The sequence below is a fragment of the Pseudomonas sp. Eqa60 genome (assembly GCF_018326405.1).
Lineage (GTDB): Bacteria > Pseudomonadota > Gammaproteobacteria > Pseudomonadales > Pseudomonadaceae > Aquipseudomonas > Aquipseudomonas protegens.
The window spans coordinates 2218281-2243381 of sequence record NZ_AP024342.1 but is presented as its reverse complement, the minus strand read 5'-3'; the positions used below and the strand labels follow the sequence as shown (position 1 = coordinate 2243381).

At 55.9% G+C, this 25101-nt stretch carries 22 protein-coding genes; 20 read left to right on the top strand and 2 right to left on the bottom strand.

Translation table 11 applies throughout. The annotated features are described in order from the left end of the window. The first annotated feature begins 336 nt into the window (after positions 1-336). From KI242_RS10160 to KI242_RS10120, 9 genes are all read left to right on the top strand, one after another. Positions 337-1338, top strand: a complete 1002-nt coding sequence (locus tag KI242_RS10160; protein WP_041116927.1) for a GDP-L-fucose synthase — start codon at positions 337-339, stop codon at positions 1336-1338. 57 nt (positions 1339-1395) lie between these two features. Next, positions 1396-3339, top strand: coding sequence for a glycosyltransferase (locus tag KI242_RS10155; RefSeq protein ID WP_015634795.1), 1944 nt, complete (start codon positions 1396-1398; stop codon positions 3337-3339). Next, complete coding sequence (locus tag KI242_RS10150) at positions 3336-4166, top strand: ABC transporter permease (protein ID WP_041752056.1); 831 nt, start codon at positions 3336-3338, stop codon at positions 4164-4166. The genes KI242_RS10155 and KI242_RS10150 overlap by 4 nt, the downstream gene beginning before the upstream one ends. Further along, a complete protein-coding gene (locus KI242_RS10145; protein WP_015634794.1) occupies positions 4156-5499 on the top strand; it encodes an ABC transporter ATP-binding protein in 1344 nt (447 codons plus the stop codon). The genes KI242_RS10150 and KI242_RS10145 overlap by 11 nt, the downstream gene beginning before the upstream one ends. Continuing rightward, positions 5492-6502 carry an FkbM family methyltransferase gene (locus KI242_RS10140; RefSeq protein WP_015634793.1) on the top strand — a complete coding sequence of 337 codons (1011 nt, stop codon included), beginning with the start codon at positions 5492-5494 and terminating at the stop codon, positions 6500-6502. Before KI242_RS10145 ends, KI242_RS10140 begins: the two co-directional genes overlap by 8 nt. Before the next feature lie 846 nt (positions 6503-7348). Further along, positions 7349-8434, top strand: coding sequence for a GDP-mannose 4,6-dehydratase (gene gmd, locus KI242_RS10135; protein WP_015634792.1), 1086 nt, complete (start codon positions 7349-7351; stop codon positions 8432-8434). A gap of 7 nt (positions 8435-8441) precedes the next feature. Next, positions 8442-9377 carry a GDP-L-fucose synthase gene (locus KI242_RS10130; RefSeq protein ID WP_212806079.1) on the top strand — a complete coding sequence of 312 codons (936 nt, stop codon included), beginning with the start codon at positions 8442-8444 and terminating at the stop codon, positions 9375-9377. Then, positions 9378-10121, top strand: a complete 744-nt coding sequence (locus KI242_RS10125) for a glycosyltransferase family 2 protein (RefSeq protein WP_041752054.1) — start codon at positions 9378-9380, stop codon at positions 10119-10121. It abuts the gene before it with no gap. A 12-nt stretch (positions 10122-10133) separates the two neighbouring features. Further along, complete coding sequence (locus tag KI242_RS10120) at positions 10134-11249, top strand: glycosyltransferase family 4 protein (RefSeq protein ID WP_015634789.1); 1116 nt, start codon at positions 10134-10136, stop codon at positions 11247-11249. Between the two features lie 39 nt (positions 11250-11288). Here KI242_RS10120 and KI242_RS10115 read toward each other — a convergent pair whose 3' ends face one another. Continuing rightward, a complete protein-coding gene (locus KI242_RS10115) occupies positions 11289-12737 on the bottom strand; it encodes a mannose-1-phosphate guanylyltransferase/mannose-6-phosphate isomerase (protein WP_015634788.1) in 1449 nt (482 codons plus the stop codon). Between the two features lie 476 nt (positions 12738-13213). Between KI242_RS10115 and KI242_RS10110 the strand changes: the two genes are divergently transcribed. Next, entirely contained in the window at positions 13214-14779 is a 1566-nt protein-coding gene (locus KI242_RS10110) for a PAS domain-containing methyl-accepting chemotaxis protein (RefSeq protein ID WP_047284945.1), read from the top strand. A 167-nt stretch (positions 14780-14946) separates the two neighbouring features. On the opposite strand, the gene KI242_RS10105 is transcribed toward KI242_RS10110, so the two are convergent. Further along, entirely contained in the window at positions 14947-15642 is a 696-nt protein-coding gene (locus tag KI242_RS10105) for an alpha/beta family hydrolase (RefSeq protein ID WP_125062709.1), read from the bottom strand. Between the two features lie 99 nt (positions 15643-15741). Here KI242_RS10105 and ccoN (KI242_RS10100) point away from each other — a divergent pair, with 99 nt between their 5' ends. From ccoN (KI242_RS10100) to KI242_RS10055, 10 genes are all read left to right on the top strand, one after another. Then, on the top strand, positions 15742-17166 hold the full coding sequence (ccoN, locus tag KI242_RS10100) for a cytochrome-c oxidase, cbb3-type subunit I (protein ID WP_011060245.1): 1425 nt from the start codon (positions 15742-15744) through the stop codon (positions 17164-17166). 10 nt (positions 17167-17176) lie between these two features. Then, the gene (gene ccoO, locus KI242_RS10095; RefSeq protein WP_011060244.1) at positions 17177-17785 is read left to right on the top strand and encodes a cytochrome-c oxidase, cbb3-type subunit II; all 609 of its coding nucleotides are present in this window, start codon (positions 17177-17179) and stop codon (positions 17783-17785) included. Between the two features lie 3 nt (positions 17786-17788). Continuing rightward, positions 17789-18019, top strand: a complete 231-nt coding sequence (locus tag KI242_RS10090; protein ID WP_011060243.1) for a cbb3-type cytochrome c oxidase subunit 3 — start codon at positions 17789-17791, stop codon at positions 18017-18019. After that, a complete protein-coding gene (ccoP, locus tag KI242_RS10085; protein WP_011060242.1) occupies positions 18016-18957 on the top strand; it encodes a cytochrome-c oxidase, cbb3-type subunit III in 942 nt (313 codons plus the stop codon). The genes KI242_RS10090 and ccoP (KI242_RS10085) overlap by 4 nt, the downstream gene beginning before the upstream one ends. A 498-nt stretch (positions 18958-19455) precedes the next feature. Further along, positions 19456-20898: a cytochrome-c oxidase, cbb3-type subunit I gene (ccoN, locus tag KI242_RS10080; RefSeq protein ID WP_011060241.1), complete on the top strand. Its 1443-nt coding sequence runs from the start codon at positions 19456-19458 to the stop codon at positions 20896-20898. Then, positions 20898-21506 (top strand): cytochrome-c oxidase, cbb3-type subunit II, encoded by a 609-nt coding sequence (gene ccoO, locus KI242_RS10075; protein ID WP_011060240.1) that lies wholly within the window; start codon positions 20898-20900, stop codon positions 21504-21506. Before ccoN (KI242_RS10080) ends, ccoO (KI242_RS10075) begins: the two co-directional genes overlap by 1 nt. Before the next feature lie 5 nt (positions 21507-21511). Then, positions 21512-21697 carry a CcoQ/FixQ family Cbb3-type cytochrome c oxidase assembly chaperone gene (locus KI242_RS10070; protein ID WP_011060239.1) on the top strand — a complete coding sequence of 62 codons (186 nt, stop codon included), beginning with the start codon at positions 21512-21514 and terminating at the stop codon, positions 21695-21697. Then, positions 21694-22671 (top strand): cytochrome-c oxidase, cbb3-type subunit III, encoded by a 978-nt coding sequence (ccoP, locus tag KI242_RS10065; RefSeq protein ID WP_011060238.1) that lies wholly within the window; start codon positions 21694-21696, stop codon positions 22669-22671. Before KI242_RS10070 ends, ccoP (KI242_RS10065) begins: the two co-directional genes overlap by 4 nt. Positions 22672-23064: 393 nt before the next feature. Further along, positions 23065-24480 (top strand): cytochrome c oxidase accessory protein CcoG, encoded by a 1416-nt coding sequence (gene ccoG / locus KI242_RS10060; protein ID WP_212806078.1) that lies wholly within the window; start codon positions 23065-23067, stop codon positions 24478-24480. Positions 24481-24491: 11 nt separating this feature from the next. Further along, positions 24492-25028: a FixH family protein gene (locus KI242_RS10055; RefSeq protein WP_011060236.1), complete on the top strand. Its 537-nt coding sequence runs from the start codon at positions 24492-24494 to the stop codon at positions 25026-25028. The last annotated feature ends 73 nt before the right edge of the window (positions 25029-25101 follow it).

Sequence of the window (25101 nt, the reverse complement as noted above, 5' to 3'; positions counted from 1 at the left end):
TTGATTAAAGTAGGTCGCTGGTGAACGATACAAAGTGGGCAAATAGCCATCAACCCAAGTTTACCGAATGGCACTTTGACAGGATACAAACCCACAGTCCTCCGACCAGAGTGGACAACAGAAAACGGAGCGCGCAATTACCGTGCCGGGATTAATAAAGGCGACTTTCGACCTGAGCTCCCCTTCTGAGATGAGTGTGTTGTAGGTGGGGCAAAAAGGCTTGCTTGACCGCACGCTGCGCAGGGTACCGATAACTTACCTTGATGGCGGCGCAGGACGAACGGATGCAGGGTGAAGGTGAATTTGCGAAGCTTTCCAAATAATTAGGATGTTCAAATGTCTGCAACAAGCGTCAAGGCATCAGTACAGGGTTCCGTACCACACTTCGCCGGAAAAAAAGTTTGGATTACAGGGCACAAAGGAATGCTTGGCTCTGCTGTAGTCCGGAATTTTAAAGACGAGGATGCCCAACTACTGCTGACGTCTAGGGCCGATTTGGATCTTACCAACCAGGCTGCTGTATACGATTGGATGGCAGAGCACCGCCCGGACTATATCTTTCATGTCGGCGCCAAGGTCGGCGGCATTCATGCCAACGCAACGCTGCCTGCATCGTTCATTTACGACAACTTGATGATTCAAACGAACGTCATCTCTGGCGCTCACAAGTTCGGGACCAAAAAATTACTCTTTGTCGCCACCAACTGCACCTATCCCAAAAATGCAGCACAACCTATTACCGAAGAGACGCTACTCACGGGCCCTTTGGAAGATAGTATCCGCGCGTACGCTGTCAGCAAAATTGCTGGCATTGAAATGTGCCGGGCCTACCGCAAACAATATGGCTGTGACTTCGTCTCCGTTATCCCGCCAAATCTTTATGGCCCCGGCGACAACTACCACTCTCAACACAGCCATGTCGTTGCGGGAATTCTCCGTCGTACGCATGCGGCCAAAGTCCTGCAGCAGAAAGAGTTCGTCGTTTGGGGCGATGGCACTCCACGACGCGAGCTCCTGCATGTTGACGACCTTGCCGACGCAATGAAGTGCGTAATGCTCGCGCCAACCACTGACGACCTCTACAACATCGGCTGTAATCACGATATCGCCATCGCCGACCTTGCTGCGATGATTGCGGAGGTCGTCGGCTATGAGGGAAAAATCGTTTACGACACGAACAAACCAAATGGCACTATCCGCAAGCTACTGGATAGCAGCAAGATTAGAGCGCTTGGATGGAAACCTAAAATTGATGAAAAAACAGGGCTCAAAAGCGCCTACGAGGACTTCTTGAACTTGCTTGAGTCGCCGACCCCGGACGCACGTATCGACATCTGATGCAAGCACCGCAGGCGAACCGTCATCTTTTAATTTCCTACATTTGGATCCAATGTAATGAACAATGATTTCCCTCTGCCCGAGGGTTTATTTGGTCGCTTCGGAGTTGTAAAACTTTGGCCAGGTATTAAAACCGCAGAAGATGAGTGCATCGCACGTCTGAAGCTGGCAGCCAAAGCCATTGGGGTTGAATGCGTTGAAATCCTCGCCGATGGCGGCTTCGTCTCCGCTCCGGACATAAAAGCGTCCAAGGCGAATGTCGATTTTGTGATTCACCTCCACTACGACACCCCAAAGCGCTACGACGCATTTTCCTTTGTCGCACTCTGGAACCCGCTGAAGTTCTACCATGAGTGGGGCTATCAACGTTGCTCGCGCAACCTGACCACGCACGATGACTTCCTCAGTTGCAGCTCCATTGCCGCCGATGACCATGTGGCCCGAATGGTACGTGGCGCTACGACGCACTTACCCGCACACTTCAAGCTGTACCACTCCACCCCCCAGATCGTACATGAACCTTCGTTGGGTGACGGCAAACTGTTCTACGCCGGTATTAACTGGGAAGCGATCGTCAGCAGTCGTCAATCGCGCCAGCAGGAAGTGCTCAAGCGACTCGACCCTACCGGTCTGCTGAAAATCTACGGCCCAACTATTTTTCAGGGCGTACGTGTCTGGGAAGGTTATCAGAGCTACGTTCGAGAGATTCCGTTCGACGGAAACTCCATGATCAACGAGATCGCCAAAGCGGGGGCGGCACTGGTACTGTCCTCCCAGGCCCACCGCGACTCGGAAATGATGTCGAACCGTCTGTTCGAAACCATTGCTGCTGGCACCCTTGTCATCTGCGACGAGAATCCTTTCGCGCAAAAATTCTTTGGCGATTCACTTCTTTATATCGACAGCCGGTCTCCGATGGAGCAGATCTACGGCGATATCACAGCCCACCTCAGCTGGATAAAAAGCAATCCCGAAGAGGCCATGGCCAAGATCAAAAAGGCACAGGCTATCTTCAACGGCCATTACTCGCTGATCGGCAGCTTGAAGGAACTGTACAGTGGCTTGAAGGAGCGCAAGCAACAATTAGTCACACGACATCTTGGGACCGAAGGCGAAAAAACACATATCAGCCTAAACCTCTTGATGCCCGAGTACTCTACTGCGGCTCTGAAAGCACACGTCGAAAGTGTCCGCCATCAGGATTACAGAAACTTCACCGCCACGCTGGTCATCGATAAGGTAATCGCTGGCAGCCTGAAACCGGAAATTTCAAGAATCCTCAGCGCCTCGCCTATCCCGATTCAGATAAAGGAAGTTGAAGCCTACAGGTACGGCATTCATCCTGGAATCAAGAGCAAACGTCCGCTAGGAGAAATTCTTCAGGAACTGGTAAACGACGCAGCGGAATCCGACGCGATCATATTTGTCGCACCGAATGAAAAGCTGTTCTTCAACCACCTGACCGTTCTAGCTGGCGCCTTGCAACGCGACGATCAAGTGAACTGCGCGGCAACCGCGGTGATCATGGACGATGGTCACTCGCCCGTGCATACCGTTCACGAGTTGATCGACTTTGGTCATGTGGACGCTGCCGGCCCACCCGGATATGGCCGCTTCATTTTTAGGACTGCGTCGCTCCCTGCCGACCTGGGTATCGCACTCCATTATCTTGACGGGCGGCCACTGGCGGCAATGATCAGCGGTAAAATCAAGCACCTGCTGCCTGCTACCGTCACATTGGATATCCGTCAGTCGTTCCCCGAAAGAACTTGGGATGAGGCCGCCGAAACCGAACTAATCAAGGATTTCAATCCTGGAGTACTTAAGGTTTCGGCAGGGTTCTACATGCCTGAAGTACCCGCCCCTGTCGTCGTAGAGTCGCCGCGGCAGCACATCGCCCGGCTGTTCCTTAACAAGGCATGGGTCAAGGCTCAGATCCAGGCGATCAAGACCCAAGGCTTCAGGGCTCGCTTTGAAATACTGAAGCGGAAGCTGAGATGAACCCGCACTCACCCGCCCCCGTCTCGCTGTTGTCACTGATCAAAAGCGTTTGGTCAAACTGGCACCTGATCCAGCAAATGACCAAACGGGATGTCATCGGACGATACAAAGGTTCGATGATGGGTATTCTGTGGTCATTCGCGAACCCGATACTGTTGCTGGTGATTTACACGCTGGTCTTTTCAGTCGTGTTCAAGGCTCGCTGGGGAACTGGCGAGCCTGGCAGCAAAGGTGAGTTTGCGATTCTGCTATTCACCGGAATGATCGTTCACAGCTTGTTTGCCGAGACATTGACTCGGGCCCCCACGCTAATTTTGAGCAACGTAAGTTACGTAAAGAAGGTGGTCTTCCCTCTGGAGATTCTCCCTATCATTGCCATGGGCACCTCCTTCTTCCACGCGTTGGTCAGTATTGGCGTATTGTTGGTCGCACAACTTCTGGTTCACGGCACCATCCCCTGGACAGTCGTTTTTCTGCCACTGGTGATAGCACCGCTGATCGTGCTGTCTTTAGGCCTGGCCTGGATACTTGCATCGCTTGGGGTGTATTTACGCGATGTCGCCCACCCCATTGGTCTGCTTATGACCTTGCTGCTGTTCGCCTCTCCGGTTTTTTACCCCATTTCCGCTCTACCCGTCGAAATCCAACCTTGGCTGATGCTCAATCCCCTCACCTTCATTATCGAGCAAGCCCGAGCGATACTAATCAGTGGTTCAATGCCTAACTTCGCTGGCCTGGCAGTTTATGCTGTTGTGGCCTTGAGCTTTGCTTGGGCGGGATATGGCTGGTTCCAGAAGACCAGAAAAGGATTCGCGAATGTCCTCTAATGAATTCGCAATTCGTGTGGAAGCCGTTTCCAAGCGATTCGAAATATTCGAACACCCTCGTGATCAACTCAAGCAATTCGTTTACCCGAGGTTGCGTCGCCTGCTCCGCAGGCCAAGTCGTAACTACTTCAAGGAATTCTGGGCTCTTCGCGAAATTTTCCTTGAAGTTCGCAAAGGCGAGTCCTGTGCAATCGTCGGACTGAACGGCAGCGGTAAAAGCACTCTCTTGCAAATCATCACCGGCACCCTCACCCCCACTACAGGTAAGGTGAGCATCAACGGTCGTGTAGCTGCTTTACTTGAACTGGGGTCAGGCTTCAATCCTGAGTTCAGCGGCCGCGAAAATGTTTATATGAACGGAGCACTACTGGGCTTCAGCCGTCGTGAAATCGAAGCAAAAATACCCGACATAGAGGCGTTTGCTGATATTGGCGAGCACTTCGAACAAGCCGTTTCATCGTATTCCAGTGGCATGCAAATGCGTGTCGCCTTCGCCGTTTCGACGGCGTTCGAGCCCGACATTTTGATTATTGATGAGGCGTTGGCGGTAGGCGATGCCTACTTTCAGCAAAAGTGTTTCCAACGCCTGGAAAGCTTTCGCGCACGCGGGGGGACGTTACTGTTCGTGTCCCATGATGCCAACACGGTCAAACACATTTGCAACAAGGCTTTGCTACTGAGCCATGGCCGAACACTCAGTTTTGGTGCACCTCGAGACGTGATCGATTTGTATCAAGGGTTGGTCGCCAAAAAAACCGACATGAGTAGCGGCGAGGTATCTATCGATCAGAGCATTGCTCCTGCAACTGAGAGCCTCGAAGCGATTGAGCGCCCCAAGGCGTGGACAAAAGCTACAACCATCACGACCAACGGCGACGCCGAACTTATCGACTTCGCCCTCCTGAACGCCGAAAACCAGCCTGTCACCCACATTGAAAGCGAAACTCAGTTAACCGTTCGATACGTGGTTAAACTGAACAAGGACTTCGAGCGCCCTGCCTATGGCCTTATAGTCAGGGACCGTTTGGGACGCTCGATATTTGAGACCAGCACTTTTGCCTTGCAAATGCCCGAAGCGCCATGCGAAGAAGGCGCCCAGGTCCTCGTAAGATTCAACCTCAATCTGAATCTAAAGGCGGGTCAATATTCATTTTCGGTGGGTGTTGCAAATAAAGGTTTCTCTAGAAGCGAATTTGAAGAGTACAGCTTGCTAATGCATGACGTTGAACAGCTGCAGGTTACAGAATCGCCGCTGGCAGCGTTCTATGGCGGGATTTTCAATATGCACCCGGTTGTCTCAGTGGATTTATTGGAAGAAAAACAAAATGTCTGATCTCAATACACTGTCCCAACAGCTCGCAGAAGCCCTGCAAGAATTGAAGGCTTTGAGCGAGCGTCAGATTCACTTTGAAACGATTCTTCTGAACAAAGGCCTTTCGACTGAGGACGTAGGAAGTTTTAACCCCCTACTACGTCGCAATTTCGTCAGCAATGCTGACGCAGCCCAACAAAAGCACTTGATGCATACGTGGAAACATAACTCCCCAAGAGTGCTTGAGCCTTCAGACTTGGTGGAAAGCGGGTTTCGTGCGTTTTCGCAAAATGATGAAGACGGAATCTTGTTGCGCTTATTCACACATATTGGCTGCACCAATCGCTATGTCATCGAAATTGGCAGCAACTGCAGCGATTCTGATGTGGGGATTCCGGAAAACCTGTCGACAAATTTGCTGGTCAATCATGGCTGGCATGGAACAATTTTTGAACTCGATGCAACTGAGTGCAGCAGAATGCGTTACTTTTTCGCGCGCACAGCTTCGACGCGGCATTACCATTGGACTCGAGAGGGCGAAACCGAATACTACTCGCCGAAGATCGTTCAGCAAGCCATTAGCCCGGAAAATATCAACGGCCTGCTTATGGCAAACAACCCGGAACCGGAACCCGACCTCTTCATCATCGACATCGATGGCGGTGACTTCGCAGTCATGGAAAACCTGCGTGACATCAGACCTCGCGTAATTGTCGTAGAGTTTGAAAAGCGCTTTCGCGAACGGCACAGCGTCGTCCAGCGTGACCGAGAGCAATTCAACCGTAGATGGCAGCAATCAGGGGCAGCAAGCCTGACCGCCTGGACGACCCTTCTGAAGCCAAAGGGCTACGAACTCTGCGCAGTGGGAACCTGCTGCTTCAATGCTTTCTTCGTACGCGAAGACATCGCCAAAGGCAATTTGACTGCTCTGAATCCAAAAGAAGCATTTGACTCCCATCCAGTATTTTCAGCGATTGATGATGCTTTCTGGCTTATGCCTGACGAAAGCTGGCAACCATTTTAAATTTGCACCTGCGGCAAAGGAATGGGCCTCAGTGGCGGGGCAGCATCGGAGGTGTAGCTTCTCGATCAGGGCCTGCAGAGACTAAATACAGAAATCTTGGCATACTTGCGTATATACGCCTATATTTGTTGTCGCTATATATAAACGATAGCAAGGACAGTTCACGGCAACGCTTCTGATGACTCGAATCAATGCACTTTAATATTTCAACCGCGTGAACAATCTAGCAAAACTTTTGCTTTTTTTTCGTAACCATCACAAACCTGTCTGTGATACTCGCCAGATCAGTTTACCTATACTCTTCTTTCGAAGAGAAACCTCGTGCCTAATCGATAACGAGGAATATTGCAGAGTGATACTACGCTGGTGCTTGCCAAGCGTCGCTGCGATAGCGTCACTCAACGTCACATCCCTCTCACTGCCAGCTTCAAGACATGCTCCCTAGGCAAAAGAGGCAAAGTGCCACTCTTCGATTAGGACTATCAAGCCAGGCAAACTCGATCGAGAGGATTAAGTGATTCGTTCTGGATCAAAAAATTTGTACTTCGGCAATAACGAGCTCTCAAAAAACCAATGCATTTCCAGTGGCGGTATGAGGGAGATGTCTGATTTTCTGGCGATAAATGTCCAACTTCGCCGTGATTTTCAGCCACAAGCAATTAAAGCCGCCTGCCCATACACCGTAGAAGTCACAAGCTACCAGGATACATTGAGAATTCAGCCCCATTGAGGCAGTATAGACGATCGTGATTTGGGCCCGGATCGAGCAAATTGATCATGCGGAACTATCTACCCGCTTACGTACCTAAAGAAGATTTTTTGAATCAAATACGTTAAGAGAAGCATATGAAAAAAGTTGCGCTTATTACTGGAGTAACAGGTCAAGACGGATCCTACCTGGCCGAGTTGCTTCTCGAAAAAGGTTACGAAGTGCACGGTATAAAGCGCCGGGCATCCTCCTTCAATACCGACCGTATCGATCACCTTTACCAAGACCCCCATGAGTCAGATCGTCGCTTGGTCCTGCACTATGGCGACATGACCGATTCGACCGGCCTGATCCGCATCATCAAACAAATACAACCCGACGAAATCTATAACCTGGCTGCGCAGTCCCACGTTGCGGTCTCGTTCGAAGAGCCAGAGTACACTGCCAACTCGGACGCGTTGGGTGCCTTGCGTATCCTTGAGGCGATCAGGATCCTGGGGCTCGAGAAGAAGACCCGCTTCTATCAGGCTTCAACCTCCGAACTGTACGGCTTGGTGCAGGAAACTCCACAGAAGGAGACCACACCTTTCTACCCACGCTCCCCTTACGCAGTAGCAAAGCTGTACGCATACTGGATTACCGTCAACTACCGGGAAGCGTACGGTATCTATGCCTGTAACGGCATTCTCTTCAACCACGAAAGCCCGGTGCGCGGCGAGACCTTCGTCACTCGCAAGATTACCCGTGCACTCGCACGCATCAAGCTGGGCCTGCAAGACTGTCTGTATCTGGGCAACCTTGATGCACTGCGCGACTGGGGCCATGCGAAAGACTACGTCGAGATGCAATGGCTGATGCTGCAGCAAGAAACTCCGGAAGACTTCGTTATTGCAACCGGCAAGCAATACAGCGTTCGCGACTTCGTCAACGCGGCAGCGAAACACGCCGAAATCGACATTACCTGGAAAGGTCAGGGCGTCGATGAGAAAGGCTACGACGCAACCGGTAAATGCATAGTTTCCGTGGATCCGCGGTACTTCCGTCCAACCGAGGTGGAAACATTGCTGGGCGACCCAACCAAAGCGAAGCAGAAACTGGGATGGACGCCTAAAATCACCTTTGAGGATCTGGTCAATGAAATGATGACCGAGGACCTCAAGTCAGCGACCCGTGATGAGTTGGTAAAAAAGCACGGCTACTCCGTTTACGATTACCACGAGTAATAGTTAGGTGGATAAACGCGCCAAAATATACATCGCAGGCCATGCCGGTATGGCTGGCTCTGCGATCCAGCGGCGGCTATCCGCCGCTGGATTCAGCAATTTCGTCACCCGTTCGCATGCTGAACTTGATTTGACTCAACAGTCTGCTGTCGATGCTTTTTTCGCAACAGAAAAACCTGAGATTGTGTACTTAGCAGCCGGCAAGGTAGGCGGAATCAAAGCCAACAACAACTTTAGAGCTGAATTTATATATCAAAACCTGATGATAGAGGCGAACGTAATTCACAGCGCTTGGAAACATGGCGTCGAACGACTTCTTTTTTTGGGCTCCAGTTGCATATACCCGCGGGACTGCCCCCAGCCGATCCACGAAGACCACCTGTTAACCGGACCGCTGGAACAAACCAATGAACCTTACGCCCTCGCCAAGATCATGGGTGTAAAGATGTGCGAGAACTACCACCGCGAATACGGTGCAAAGTTCATAGCCGTTATGCCGTCAAATCTTTATGGCCCCAATGACAGCTACAACCTGGAAAACTGTCATGTGCTGCCGGCACTGATTAGCAAAGCCCATGAAGCAAAAATTAGCGGCGCATCAGAGTTAATAGTTTGGGGTTCGGGAAAGCCAAAGCGCGAGTTCCTTTTCGTCGAAGACATGGCCGATGCTTGTCTACACTTGATGGAATCCAACGTTGACAGCGGACTATTCAATGTTGGAATGGGCAGTGATCTATCCATCCGCGAACTAGCAGAGTTAATTATGGAGGTGGTCGGGTATAACGGGCAGATCGTATACGACCAGAGCCAGCCTGACGGTACACCCCGTAAACTACTCGACATCAATCGCCTAAAGAACTTGGGATGGGCTGCCAAAACGCAACTGCGTGAAGGTATAGCATTGACCTACCAAGATTTTCTCAGCCGTCTGGATCGCCACTGAATGCATCAACCCTTGGTTACGATTACAGTCCCCTCCTTCAATCAAGGGCGTTATCTCGACGACGCCTTAAGGTCCATATTTGAACAAAATATCCCTGTGGAGGTGTTTGTTCTGGATGGTGGTTCCACCGATAACTCGGTGGAAATCATCCGTAAATGGGAACACAAGCTAGCTGGTTGGCGCAGCTATCCAGATAAAGGCCAAGCAGCTGCTATCAACGAAGGTATCCTTCAAGGTAAAGCACCGTATGTCTGCTGGCTGAATAGCGATGACTGGTTCGAGCCGGACGGACTAAAACGACTGATCAGTGCCATTGAAACAGCACCTGAGGCCTCAGCCGTTTATGGGAAATGCTGGAACGTTATTCAAAATACCGGAAAACGCAAACCGGTTTGGGTTGAGCCGTTCAGCGAGCGCAGGCTAGCGCTTCGCTGCATTATTTCCCAACCAGCGACGCTGATTCGACGATCCGCATGGCTGAATATTGGCGGCGTGAACCCCACCTTGCATATGGCTATGGACTACGATCTTTGGTGGCGACTCTTCAAAATAGTTGGCCCTCTCAAATATATCGACGCGTTTGTAGCGGTCAATCGAGAACATGAAGCGACCAAAACAAAAACTTTGCGCCGCCGCCATTATCAGGAAGCTATGGCGGTGGTGCGTAAGTATCACGGTAGCGTTCCCTTAAAGTGGTGGCTTTTTCAGCCCTACGCCGTCTGGCTCAAATCCATCTTTCCATAGCCGGAAGTTACCATGCGCATTCTGCATTTTTTTAAAACCGCCCTTCCTGACACCATGGGCGGCATAGAGCAAGTGATTGATCAAATTTGTCAGCAGTCTCATCGTATGGGGGCGACCTGCGAAGTCCTTACGCTGTCCCCCAACCCAATTCCAGCCACAATAGAAATGAACGGTTATCGGGTTCATCGCGTTAAAGAAAACCTTAATATTGCCTCAACAGGCTTTTCGTTAGAGGTTTATTCGAAGTTTAAAGAACTTGCGCGGAATGCGGATATCATTCATTACCATTTTCCATGGCCATTCATGGACTTGATCCACTTTGCCAGTTGTACCGGAAAACCCAGCGTTGTTTCATACCACTCTGACATCATCAACCAGAAATTTCTCTTAAAGCTCTACCGCCCACTCCAAAATATATTTCTGCGTAGCGTCAACCGGATCATTGTCTCATCCCCCAACTACCTGGAATCAAGTGCTGAGCTTTCTGCATTTCATGACAAAACCACAATTATTCCTATAGGTCTCAACAAGGAAAGCTACCCAATCCCCTCCACTGCTCTAACGACACGCTGGGCGGAAGAAATGAGCGAGCGGTTCTTCCTGTTTGTTGGCGTATTGCGCTACTACAAAGGGCTTCACACATTGATGGAAGCTCTCCAAGGCACTGGATACCCTATGGTCATCGTAGGAGATGGACCAAAGAAACAAGAACTCATGGCGCAAGCAAAAACTATGGGGCTTCAAAACGTCCACTTTTTGGGCCGTCTTCCAGAAGCAGACAAAGTCGCGCTAATTCAACTTTCAACAGCCATCGTATTCCCCTCGCACCTTCGTTCCGAAGCGTTCGGAGTGTCACTACTGGAGGGGGCAATGTATGGAAAGCCGATGATCTCGTGCGAGATTGGTACAGGCACTACGTACATCAACATTGCCGGCGAAACCGGGCTGGTAGTCCCACCAGAGCACCCGACAGCGCTTCGCCAAGCGATGCAACACCTTTGGGACAACCCGCAAGAAGCATTGGTAATGGGCGAAAAGGCGCAGAGTCGTTACAACCTTCTATTCACGGGGGAGCAAATGACACGAGCCCACATCGAGGTCTATCAGGACCTGCTGAACACGCAATGAAACACCAGCCCGATTTGACTCGGGCTAATGATTAGCGGATTACCTACTGCCTTCAGCTCGACCGTAGCTATCCTCGAACCTGACAATATCATCTTCCCCTAGGTAATCGCCGCACTGCACCTCAATTAATACCAAGTCAATCATCCCCGGGTTTTGCAGACGATGCGTGTGCCCAGCACGTATATACGTGGACTCATTGGTATTGAGCAAGAACCGTTGTTGGTCGTTAACGACCAATGCCATACCACTGACCACAATCCAGTGCTCACTGCGATGGTGATGCATTTGGAGCGACAACGAGCCTTGAGGTTTTACGACAATGCGCTTGATCTTGAAGCGAGTGCCCTCTTCCAAGGTAGTGTAAGCCCCCCAGGGACGCTGCACCGTAGTGTGGTCCAAGTGCGAGCAATGACCGTTTTTCTTCAACTGCGCAGTGATTACCTTGATGTCTTGGGCATGGTCTTTGTGCGCGACCAACAAAGCATCCGGCGTATCGACAATGATCAGGTTTTCAACCCCGACTAACGCGGCCAGTCGACGCTGGCTGCGCACGTAGTTGTTGGTGGAGGCATGAAGGATGGCTTCGCCTTCGATACGGTTGCCTTGCTCGTCCGCTGGCGAGAGTTCACTCATGGCCTTCCAAGAGCCAATGTCACTCCAGCCAATATCACAAGGTATGGTCGCCACTTTGTTTGAGCGTTCCATCAGTGCGAAATCGAGGGAAATGTCCGGTACTTTGGCAAAGCTTTCCGGCTCCAGATGCAGGCTGCGATGGCTGCTGCCTTGCATCACACCGGAACCAGCAAGGCACAGATCTACGGCGCTGGCGACATCCGGCGCACAGAGCGCCATTTCTTCAATAAGTGTGCCCGCACGGAAACAGAACATCCCGGAGTTCCAGTAATACTCACCGGACGCCAGGTAGTCTTTCGCAGTATCCAAATCTGGTTTTTCGACGAAACGCTTGACCTTGAAGCCGTTGACTAATGACGCGTCGGTATCTTTTTGAATGTACCCGTAGCCAGTTTCCGGATATTCGGGCTTCACCCCAAAAGTCACCAGCCAGCCGTCCCGGGCCTGCTGCGATGCAGACTCGACTGCTGCAGCGAACGCCGCCTGATTGTCGATCAGGTGGTCCGCCGGCAACACCAGCATAATCGCGTCAGGGCCGTGAGTTCGGGCCACTTCCTGCGCCGCTAATGCGACCGCAGCAGCGGTGTTGCGGCCAAAAGGCTCGAGTACGAAACCCAAGTTGGTGTAGTTCGGCGCAGTGGCAACATATTCATCAAGGGTTTTGAAGTAGAGATCACGGTTTGTGATCGTCAATACTTCTGTTACGTCATTTAACGCCAAGGCGCGACTGTATGTTTTTCGAATCAAATTGCCACCATCGGGCAATTCGATAAACGGCTTGGGATGAGCAGTACGTGAAACAGGCCATAGACGGCTGCCTGAACCGCCACAAATAATGACTGGAACGAGTGTCACGCTGTACTCCTTTACTAAATATCACATCATTTATCAGGCCAAAAACTCACCAACATAAATACTGCGGGCTCGAAGGAGGCGACTTAGAGCCTAGCTGACCCTAGACAAACCTAACCGAGAAAATGCTGGACATGAAGAAAAGCAAATCACTTTTCTTACAAAAATAGGGGCATATTCTTCACTGGATGGTAATTTTTGTCTAGGAAAAGCCGGATCTATACCCGCGCAGCTACCCGTATTCAGATGGATAAAAACTGACCTACCATTCACAACGGCTCACTTCATTGAAGATTAAGACACACCGCCTTACAAATCGTGTCATTGATCTTTATTACTTTTCTCTCGGATTTCGCACGCATCGGGATATTACGACGTACAAAAAGCTTGCAAACCGTCACCGGACATTTAGAGAAATTTCCTTCAACTATTCCGGAAACCTGCCGATAACCGATGAAAGCCTTGCGGATTGAAAACTCATGCGTAATAACCAACCCGTTACCCAGCGCGAACGTACCTTCCCCGCTCAGCAACGATTGATCTCCACCACCGACGCCAAAGGAGTGATCACCTACTGCAACGACGCCTTTGTCGAGATCAGTGGGTTCTCCCGTGAAGAACTGGTTCGCGCACCGCACAACCTGGTACGTCACCCTGATGTGCCGGCGGCGGTGTTCGCGCACATGTGGGGCACCTTGAAACAAGGCTTGCCATGGATGGGCATCGTCAAGAACCGCTGCAAGACCGGCGACCACTACTGGGTCAACGCCTATGTGACACCGATCTTCGAAGGCAGCCAGGTGGTGGGTTACGAGTCGGTCCGAGTCAAGCCCACCGCCGAACAGGTGCGCCGCGCCGAAGCCCTCTACCAGCGCATCAACACTGGCAAGTCGGCCATTCCCAAGCGTGACAAGTGGCTGCCTGTGCTGCAGGACTGGCTGCCGTTCATCCTGGTCAGCCAGCTGAGCTTCATGATCGGTGCCTGGCTCAACTCCCACTGGGGCTTCGCCCTGGCCGCCGCGCTCTCGGTGCCCCTGGGCCTGCTGGGCCTGAGCTGGCAGCAGCGCGGCCTCAAGCGCCTGTTGCGCCTGGCCGAGCAGACCACCTCCGACCCGCTGATCGCTCAGATGTACACCGACAGCCGCGGCGCCCAAGCCCGCCTGGAGATGTCGATCCTGAGCCAGGAAGCGCGCCTGAAGACCTGCCTGACCCGCCTGCAGGACACGGCCGAGCACCTCAACGAGCAGGCCCGCCAGTCCGACACCCTGGCCCACAACAGCTCCAGCGGCCTGGAGCGCCAACGGGTCGAGACCGAACAGGTGGCCACCGCGGTCAACCAGATGGCCGCCACCACCCAGGAAGTGGCCAGCCACGTGCAACGCACCGCCGACGCAACCCAGGAAGCCAATCGCCTGACCGGCCGTGGCCGCGATATCGCCGGGGAAACCCGCGAAGCCATCCAGCGCCTGTCGGTGGTAGTGGGCGAAACCGGGCTGACAGTAACCCAACTGGCCAAGGACAGTGACGAAATCGGCGGCGTTGTCGACGTGATCAAGGGCATTGCCGACCAGACCAACCTGCTGGCCCTGAACGCGGCCATCGAAGCCGCCCGCGCCGGTGAAATGGGCCGCGGCTTTGCCGTGGTGGCCGACGAGGTGCGTCAGTTGGCACAGCGCACCAGTGAGTCCACCGGGCAGATCCATACCCTGATCGCCAAGCTGCAGCAGACAGCCGCCACCGCCGTGCAGACCATGGACGCCGGTCATCGTCAGGCCGAAGAAGGCGTGGCCCGGGTGCTGGAAGCCGACCAGGCACTGGTGGGCATCAGCGAAGCGGTGGCCAACATTACCGACATGACCACCCAGATCGCTGCCGCCACCGAAGAGCAAAGCTCGGTGGCCGAAGAGATCAGCCGCAACATCAGCACCATCGCGCAACTGGCGGACCAGACTTCGGAGCAGGCCCAGCATTCGGCCGAGCTCAGCGAAGCACTGACCCGCACCGCACACACCCAGTACTCGCTGGTGGAGCGCTTCAACCGCTAAGCCCCTAGGGCCGGCAACAAAAAACCGGAAGCCAAGGCTTCCGGTTTTTTTATGCCCGCAAATCCACCCGACAACCGTAGGAGCGAGCTTGCTCGCGATAAATCTTCACCGCGCTCCAAATTCGAAGGCCGGGTGAACGCTTCGCGAGCAAGCTCGCTCCTGCAGGATCAGCTCAACGCTTTCAGGAAGGCAGCAACCTTGAGCGCCGCAGATTCCAGATGCTGCTCATGGCTGAAACCCGAGGCCTTCAGGGGCTTGAGATCGTGATCAGCGGCCGCCAGCCAGTACAACTCGATACTGGCTGCCAATGTGTAGGCCTCGACCGCCTGGCGATTGCCCAGGGCGTCACGCTCGCCCTGCACGATCAGGCTCGGCACTGACAGATCGGCCAGATGCGCCACCCGCGGTTTTTCCGGTTTGCCGGCGGCATAGAACGGATAGCCCAGGCACACCAATGCATCGGCCTGCAGTTCATCAGCCAGCAAACTGGCCATGCGCCCGCCCATGGACTTGCCGCCCACCGCCAACACCCCAGTGACATAAGGTCGCACCAGGGCATGCACCTCGCGCCAGCATTCCAGCAGCCTGGGCGCCGGATTGGGCGGGCGTTTGCCGCCGTCCAGGCGCCGCTGGGCCATGTAGGGAAACTCGAAGCGCAAGACGTTCACCCCATGCCCCGCAAGGCGTACAGCAATATCGTTCATGAACCCACTGTCCATGGGCGCGCCGGCGCCATGGGCGAGGATCAGGGTCGGCGCCGACTGCACCTCGACGCCCTGCGCGACATCCCACAACCAGCCCCGCTCCCGCACACACTGCGCCCATTGACCCCCGTCAATACTGGCCTTGTGCTCATTGCTCATGCTTGCCTCGCTTTTAGTCTGCCTATAACTCCAGACGAAGTGAGCGCGCCTTGCCGTGCGCAGTCGCTTTCACTTCAACTGAACCGTGGATGGGGAACCATGAACACTTCTATCAGTACCGCCTACAACTACAAGGTGGTCCGCCAATTCGCCATTATGACGGTGGTGTGGGGCATCGTCGGCATGGGGCTCGGGGTTTTTCTCGCTGCCCAGTTGGTCTGGCCCGAACTCAACTTCGACTTACCGTGGACCAGCTTCGGCCGTCTGCGGCCATTGCACACCAACGCGGTGATCTTCGCCTTCGGCGGCTGTGCGCTGTTTGCCAGCTCGTTCTACTCGGTGCAACGCACCTGCCAGACCACGCTGTTCGCGCCGAAAATCGCCGCGTTCTGCTTCTGGGGCTGGCAACTGGTGATCCTCCTGGCGGCCATCAGCCTGCCACTGGGCTACACCAGCTCCAAGGAATACGCCGAACTGGAATGGCCGATCGATATCCTGATCACCATTGTCTGGGTGGCCTACGCCATCGTGTTCTTCGGCACCCTGATGCAGCGCAAGACCAAGCACATCTATGTGGGTAACTGGTTCTTCGGCGCGTTCATCATCACCGTGGCCATCCTGCACATCGTCAACAACCTGGAACTGCCGGTCAGCTTCACCAAGTCCTACTCGGTGTATGCCGGTGCGACCGATGCGATGGTGCAATGGTGGTACGGCCACAACGCCGTGGGCTTCTTCCTGACCGCGGGCTTCCTGGGGATGATGTACTACTTCGTACCCAAGCAGGCCGAGCGTCCGGTGTACTCCTATCGCCTGTCGATTGTGCACTTCTGGGCACTGATCACCCTGTACATCTGGGCCGGTCCGCACCACCTGCACTACACCGCGCTGCCGGACTGGGCTCAATCCTTAGGGATGGTGATGTCGCTGGTTCTGCTGGCGCCAAGCTGGGGCGGCATGATCAACGGCATGATGACCCTCTCGGGCGCCTGGCATAAGCTGCGTAGCGACCCGATCCTGCGGTTCCTGGTGGTATCCCTGGCGTTCTACGGCATGTCGACCTTCGAAGGTCCGATGATGGCGATCAAGACCGTCAACGCCCTCTCCCACTACACCGACTGGACCATCGGCCACGTACACGCCGGCGCCCTCGGCTGGGTAGCGATGATCTCCATCGGCGCGCTGTACCACCTGATCCCGAAAGTCTTCGGCCGCGAGCAGATGTACAGCACCGGCCTGATCAACACCCACTTCTGGCTGGCTACCATCGGCACCGTGCTCTACATCGCTTCGATGTGGGTCAACGGTATCGCCCAGGGCCTGATGTGGCGTGCGGTCAACGAGGACGGCACTCTCACCTACTCCTTCGTCGAAACCCTGGTGGCCAGCCACCCAGGCTTCATCGTGCGACTGGTGGGTGGTGCGATCTTCCTCAGCGGCATGTTCCTGATGGCTTACAACACCTGGCGCACCGTGCGTGCCGCAGTGCCAGCCGAAGTCAACGCCGCTGCGCAGATGGCCTGAGGAGTCCGCCATGAAACACGAAACGATTGAGAAAAACGTCGGCCTGCTGATGCTGCTGATGGTCTTCGCGGTGAGCATCGGCGGTCTGACCCAGATCGTCCCGCTGTTCTTCCAGGACGTCACCAACAAGCCGGTGGAAGGCATGAAGCCCTACACCGCCCTGCAGCTGGAAGGCCGCGACATCTACATCCGCGAAGGCTGCGTACAGTGCCACTCGCAGATGATCCGTCCGTTCCGCGCCGAGACCGAGCGTTATGGTCACTACTCGGTGGCCGGTGAAAGCGTCTGGGACCACCCGTTCCTGTGGGGTTCCAAGCGTACCGGTCCGGACCTGGCCCGGGTGGGCGGCCGCTACTCCGATGACTGGCACCGTGCGCACTTGTACAACCCGCGCAACGTGGTGCCCGAGTCGAAGATGCCGGCCTACCCATGGCTGGTGACCGCACCGGTGGACAGCAGCCACACCGAAACCAAGCTCAAGGTCATGCGCACCCTGGGCGTGCCGTACACCGACGAAGACATCGCCGGCGCCACCGCCACGCTCAAGGGCAAGACCGAAATGGACGCCCTGGTCTCCTACCTGCAAGTGCTTGGCACTTCGATCAAGAGCAAGAGGTGAGCCATGGGTTTTGAACTCGATAGCGGCATGATCCGCGGCCTCGGGACCCTGGTGGTGATGATCGCCTTCATCGGCCTGTCGATCTGGGTGTTCAACTCAAAGCGCAATCCCGAGTTTGCCCAGGCCCGCCTGCTGCCCTTCGCCGATGACCCGATGCCGGGCACGGCACCGGCCGGTAACACAACTGATGACGCTCAACCTCAAGAGCCTGCAACAAGGAGCATTCGGCCATGACCACCTTCTGGAGTACGTGGATCTGCGTACTGACCATTGGCAGCCTGATCGGCCTGACCTGGCTGCTGGTCGGCACCCGCAAGGGCGAGACCAAGGGCAGTGTCGACCAGACCATGGGCCACGCCTTCGATGGCATCGAGGAGTACGACAACCCCCTGCCGCAATGGTGGTTCCTGCTGTTCGCCGGGACCCTGGTGTTTTCCGTTGGCTACCTGATCCTCTACCCGGGTCTGGGCAACTGGAAAGGCATCCTGCCGGGCTATGAAGACGGCTGGACCCAGACCAAGGAATGGGAAAAGGAGATGGCCAAGGCGGACGTGAAGTTTGGTCCGATCTTCGCCAAATTCGCGGCCATGCCGGTGGAGGAAGTGGCCAAGGACCCGCAAGCGCTGAAAATGGGCGGACGCCTGTTCGCCTCCAACTGCTCGGTCTGCCACGGTTCCGACGCCAAGGGTGCCTTCGGCTTCCCGAACCTGGCGGACGACAACTGGCGGTGGGGCGGCAGCGCCGACACCATCAAGGCCACCATCATGGGCGGCCGCATGGCGGCAATGCCGGCCTGGGGCGAAGTGCTCAAGGAAGCAGGCGTGAAGAACGTGGCAGCTTACGTTCGCCACGACCTGGCCGGCCTGCCCCTGCCAGCCGACAGCGATGCCGACCTGGTAGCCGGACAGCAAGCGTTCAGCACCACCTGCGTAGCCTGCCACGGCGCTGACGGCAAAGGCACCCAGATCATGGGCGCGCCCGACCTGACCCAGCCCGCCGGCTTCATCTACGGCACCAGCCTGGCCCAACTGCAACAGACCATCCGTCATGGTCGCCAGGGCCACATGCCAGCGCAGAGCGAACTGCTCGGCAATGACAAGGTGCAACTGCTGGCCGCCTACGTTTACAGCCTCTCCCACGGCAACAAGCCACAGGCTGAAAACACCCAGTAAGACGAGTCACGGCAAGCTGCGGGTTCCCGACTTGCAGCTTGCCGCTCGTGGTTCAACTTCCCGCTCCTTTGCGACCAAGTGTCGCACCCTCTCCCGAAGCGCGTTTGCACTCATCTGATTCAGGTCTAAGCTTGCCCCGATGGGGACTGGCACGGGCTGGTCACAGGCCAACGGTATCCGTGACGTTCGAAGCTTCTGCTCGATGACAGGCCGCAAAGGCTGGTTTATACCGGCTGTCGACTCTCTTACCGCCTGTCAGCTGATCCATCAGCTTCCACACACCCGGTTACAACCGACCTGACACCCCCCGTTTCCTGTCCATGGCGACAGCTTGTCCGAGGGCAATTTTTTGTCCCTACTCGGCATAGGGAAAGGCCGCAGAATCAGGCATGGAACGCATTGACCCAGGTCATAGCGCGTTGCAATGACCCCCTGCTTTCTCCATACTTGCGACCGATTTTTATCCCTAATAAAACACCCAAACCGTGGAACCTTAGAATGAGCACAGCAATCAGTCCGACTGCTTATAACTATAAGGTAGTCCGCCAGTTCGCCATCATGACGGTGGTCTGGGGGATCCTTGGCATGGGGCTCGGTGTCTTCATCGCCTCACAACTGGTATGGCCGGAGTTGAACTTCGGTCTGCCGTGGACGACGTTTGGACGCCTGCGCCCGCTGCACACCAACCTGGTGATCTTCGCCTTCGGTGGATGTGCATTGTTTGCCACCTCTTACTATGTCGTGCAGCGAACCTGCCAGACGCGACTGATTTCCGACAGCCTCGCGGCCTTCACCTTCTGGGGTTGGCAAGCGGTGATCGTCGGCGCGATCGTGACCCTGCCACTGGGTTACACCACCACCAAGGAATACGCCGAACTGGAATGGCCCCTGGCTATCCTGCTGGCGATCGTCTGGGTCACCTACGGCCTGGTATTCTTCGGCACCATCACCAAGCGCAAGACCAAGCACATCTATGTGGGCAACTGGTTCTACGGTGCCTTCATCGTGGTGACCGCGATGCTGCACATCGTCAACCACGCTTCCCTGCCGGTCAGCTTCTTCAAGTCCTACTCGGCCTACGCCGGTGCGACTGATGCGATGATCCAGTGGTGGTACGGCCACAACGCCGTGGGCTTCTTCCTGACCACCGGCTTCCTGGGGATGATGTACTACTTCGTACCCAAGCAGGCCGAGCGTCCGATCTATTCCTATCGCCTGTCCATCGTGCACTTCTGGGCGCTGATCACCCTGTACATCTGGGCCGGTCCGCACCACCTGCACTACACCGCGCTGCCGGACTGGGCCCAGTCCCTGGGCATGGCCATGTCGATCATCCTGCTGGCGCCAAGCTGGGGCGGCATGATCAACGGCATGATGACCCTCTCGGGCGCCTGGCATAAGCTGCGCACCGACCCGATCCTGCGCTTCCTGGTGGTATCGCTGGCGTTCTACGGCATGTCGACCTTCGAAGGTCCGATGATGGCGATCAAGACCGTCAACTCGCTCTCGCACTACACCGACTGGACCATCGGCCACGTACACGCCGGCGCTCTGGGCTGGGTAGCGATGATCTCCATCGGCGCCCTGTACCACCTGATCCCGAAAGTCTTCGGTCGTCAGCAGATGCACAGCATCGGCCTGATCAACACCCACTTCTGGCTGGCTACCATCGGTACCGTGCTCTACATCGCCTCGATGTGGGTCAACGGCATCACCCAGGGCCTGATGTGGCGTGCAATCAACGATGACGGCACCCTCACCTACTCCTTCGTCGAAGCGCTGCAAGCCAGCCACCCGGGCTTTATCGTCCGTGCTCTGGGCGGTGCGTTCTTCGCCACCGGCATGCTGATCATGGCGTACAACGTGTTCCGTACCGTTCGCGCCTCGAACCCGGCTGAAGCTGAAGCCGCTGCTCAGATCGCTGTAGTTGGAGCTCACTGATGAAGCACGAAGTAGTCGAGAAGAATATTGGCCTGCTGGCCTTCTTCATGGTCATCGCCGTCAGCATCGGCGGCCTGACCCAGATCGTCCCGCTGTTCTTCCAGGACGTCACCAACAAGCCGGTGGAAGGCATGAAGCCGCGTACCGCACTGGAACTGGAAGGCCGCGACGTCTACATCGCCAACGGCTGTGTCGGCTGCCACTCGCAGATGATCCGTCCGTTCCGCGCTGAAACCGAACGCTATGGTCACTACTCGGTGGCTGGTGAGAGCGTCTGGGACCACCCGTTCCTGTGGGGTTCCAAGCGTACCGGCCCGGACCTGGCCCGAGTGGGCGGTCGTTACTCCGATGACTGGCAGCGCGCGCACTTGTACAACCCGCGCAACGTGGTGCCCGAGTCGAAGATGCCGGCTTATCCGTTCCTCGTAGAAAACAAGCTCGACGGCAAAGACACCGCGAAGAAAATGGAAGTCTTGCGCACGCTCGGCGTCCCTTACACCGACGAAGACATCGCCGGTGCCAAGGATGCCGTGAAGGGCAAAACCGAAATGGACGCGCTGGTGGCCTATCTGCAAGGCCTGGGCACCATCATCAAAAGCAAACGGTGATCTAGATGGATATCGGGATGATTCGTGGCCTGGGCACCCTTGTTGTGATGGTGGCCTTCATCGGTTTGGCGCTCTGGGTGTTCAGCCCCAAGCGCAAGTCCGAGTTTGAAGACGCAACCTTGCTGCCGTTCGCGGATGATCCCGACGCCATCAAGCACGTCGAGCAAGCTTCTAGGAGTAACAAAGAATGACTACGTTCTGGAGTCTGTACGTCACAGTCCTCAGTCTGGGTACCATCTTCGCCCTGACCTGGCTGCTGCTGTCGACCCGCAAGGGCCAGCGCGCCGAGCAGACCGACGAGACGGTCGGCCACTCCTTCGACGGGATCGAGGAGTACGACAACCCCCTGCCGAAATGGTGGTTCATGCTGTTCGTCGGCACCATCGTCTTCGCCCTGGGCTACCTGGTGCTGTACCCGGGCCTGGGCAACTGGAAAGGCGTTCTGCCGGGCTACAACTACCTCGATAACGAGAAGCAGACCCCGTTCGCCAACGGCCAGTCCGGCTGGACCGGCGTCCACGAGTGGGAAAAGGAAATGGCCAAGTCGGACGCCAAGTTCGGTCCGATCTTCGCCAAGTACGCGGCCATGCCTATCGAAGAAGTGGCCAAGGACCCGCAAGCCCTGAAAATGGGTGGCCGTCTGTTCGCATCCAACTGCTCGGTCTGCCACGGTTCCGACGCCAAGGGCGCCTATGGTTTTCCCAACCTGACCGACGCCGACTGGCGCTGGGGCGGCGAGCCGGAAACCATCAAGACCACCATCATGGGCGGCCGTCACGCAGTGATGCCGGCCTGGCTGGACGTGATCAAGGAACAAGGCGTCAGTGACGTTGCCGCCTATGTCCTGACCAACCTCGACGGCCGCAAGTTGCCGGAAGGCCTGAAGGCCGACCCGGTCAACGGCCAGAAGCTGTTCGCCGCCAACTGTGCGGTATGCCACGGTCCGGAAGGCAAAGGCACCCCAGCCATGGGTGCGCCTAACCTGACTCACCCGGCAGCCTTCATCTACGGTTCGAGCTTCGCCCAATTGCAGCAGACCATTCGTTACGGCCGTCAAGGCGTGATGCCAGCGCAGGAACAACTGCAAGGCAACGACAAGGTTCACCTGCTGGCGGCTTATGTCTACAGCCTGTCCCACGGTGACAAGCAGGCCGACGCCGAGTAAGACCGACGCCTGAAAGCAACACCCAACGGCCCCGCCAATCAACATTGGCGGGGCCGTTTTGTTTGCGCCTGGCATCGGCTGACGCTCGACGGCGGATCACCCTTTCCGGCAACCCGGTAGCCAGGATTCGACAATATGGCGGACTTCGAGACCTGTGGCGTACGCTTGCTCACTCCCTGGAAGAATTGAACGGCGCGACGTGCAAAAGGGTCCATAATCCACAAGTCAATTGATTCAAGTCATTACACCATCAGTTGATTTCTCCCAACGCGACCAAAGGTCGCACCCTTGCGCTAGAGCTACAGGCGTATCATTGCGCCACTGCAACACCCCTTTTGACCGCGGTCGGCACGCATCGACCGAGGCATTTTTCCACTGCCGTGGGATGCAATGATGAGCAACCAGATTCCCGTACAAGACGTTACCCCGCCCGCCAAAAACGCGACCAACAGCGTCGATCTCTACGCCTCCAGGGAAAAAATCTACACCCGCGCCTTCACTGGCCTGTTCCGCAATCTGCGCATGCTTGGCGGCGCCGGATTGTTCCTTCTGTACTTCGGTACCGTGTGGCTCAACTGGGGCGGCCACCAGGCTGTCTGGTGGAACCTGCCGGAGCGCAAATTCTTCATCTTTGGCGCCACGTTCTGGCCCCAGGACTTCATCCTGCTCTCGGGCCTGCTGATCATCGCCGCTTTCGGCCTGTTCTTCATCACCGTCTATGCCGGCCGCATCTGGTGCGGCTACACCTGCCCGCAGAGTGTCTGGACCTGGATCTTCATGTGGTGCGAAAAGGTCACCGAAGGCGATCGCAACCAGCGCATCAAGCTGGACAAGGCGCCCATGAGCGCCAACAAGTTCCTGCGCAAATTCAGCAAGCACAGCCTCTGGCTGCTGATCGGCTTCGTCACCGGCATGACCTTCGTCGGCTACTTCTCGCCGATCCGCGAACTGGTCATCGACTTCTTCACCGGCCAGGCCGATGGCTGGTCCTACTTCTGGGTCGGCTTCTTCACCCTGGCCACCTACGGCAACGCCGGCTGGCTGCGGGAACAGGTGTGCATCTACATGTGCCCCTATGCACGCTTCCAGAGCGTGATGTTCGACAAGGACACCCTGATCGTTTCCTACGACCCACGCCGTGGCGAAGCCCGTGGCCCGCGCAAGAAAGGCGCCGACTACAAGGCCCAGGGCCTGGGCGACTGCATCGACTGCACCATGTGTGTCCAGGTCTGCCCCACCGGCATCGACATCCGTGACGGCCTGCAGATCGAATGCATCGGCTGCGCAGCCTGCATCGACGCCTGCGACAGCATCATGGACAAGATGGAGTACCCCCGCGGGCTCATCAGCTACACCACCGAACACAACCTCTCGGGGCAGAAAACCCATAAACTGCGCCCGCGCCTGATCGGCTATGCCCTGGTGCTGCTGGCCATGACCAGCCTGCTGGTTACGGCATTTTTCATGCGTTCGCTGGTGGGCTTCGATGTCAGCAAGGACCGGGTGCTGTACCGCGAAAACGCCGAAGGCCGGATCGAAAACGTCTACAGCCTGAAGATCATGAACAAGGACCAGCGCGATCACACCTATGTGCTGGACGCCTCCGGCCTGCCGGACCTGAAGCTGCAGGGCAAGCGCGAAATCCACGTGGTGGCCGGCGATATCGTCAGCATGCCGGTGGAGCTGTCGATTGCTCCCGAACAGCTGCCATCGACCACCAACGAGGTGAAATTCATCCTCAAGGATGCCGACGATGACAGCGTCCATGTTGAAGCCAAGAGCCGGTTCATCGGCCCACAAATTCGTTAAGAGAAGTGATCATGCCCGCAGCCACCGCCGCAAGCCCCTGGTACAAGCACCTCTGGCCCTGGATCATCATCGGCATCCTCGCCTGTTCCGTGACCCTGACCCTGTCCATGGTGACCATTGCCGTGAACAACCCGGACAACCTGGTCAACGACAACTACTACGAGGCCGGCAAGGGCATCAACCGCTCCCTGGACCGCGAGCTGCTGGCCCAGACCCTGAAGATGCGCGCCAACGTGCACCTCGATGAGCTGACCGGCGAAGTCGAACTGCGCCTGAGCGGTGACAGCCAGCCCAAGACCCTGGAGCTGAACCTGATCTCGCCGACCCAGCCGGAAAAGGACCGCAAGATCACCCTGGCCCGCAGCGAAACCGAACACGGGCGCTACATCGGCCAGTTGACCGACCAGGTCGAAGGGCGGCGCTTCGTCGAACTGCTGGGGGTCGAGGGCGACAAGACCTGGCGCATGTTCGAAGAAGAACAGGTCAGCCATGACAAGGACCTGCTGCTGGGCGACGAGCCCCTGCAAGGTGCCGAAGACCTGAACTGAGCAGTACCTGCCGTACATCGCCGGCCCGTCGCCTCCCCTGCCCTTGCAGCGGGACCGGTGCGCCGGCGATGAG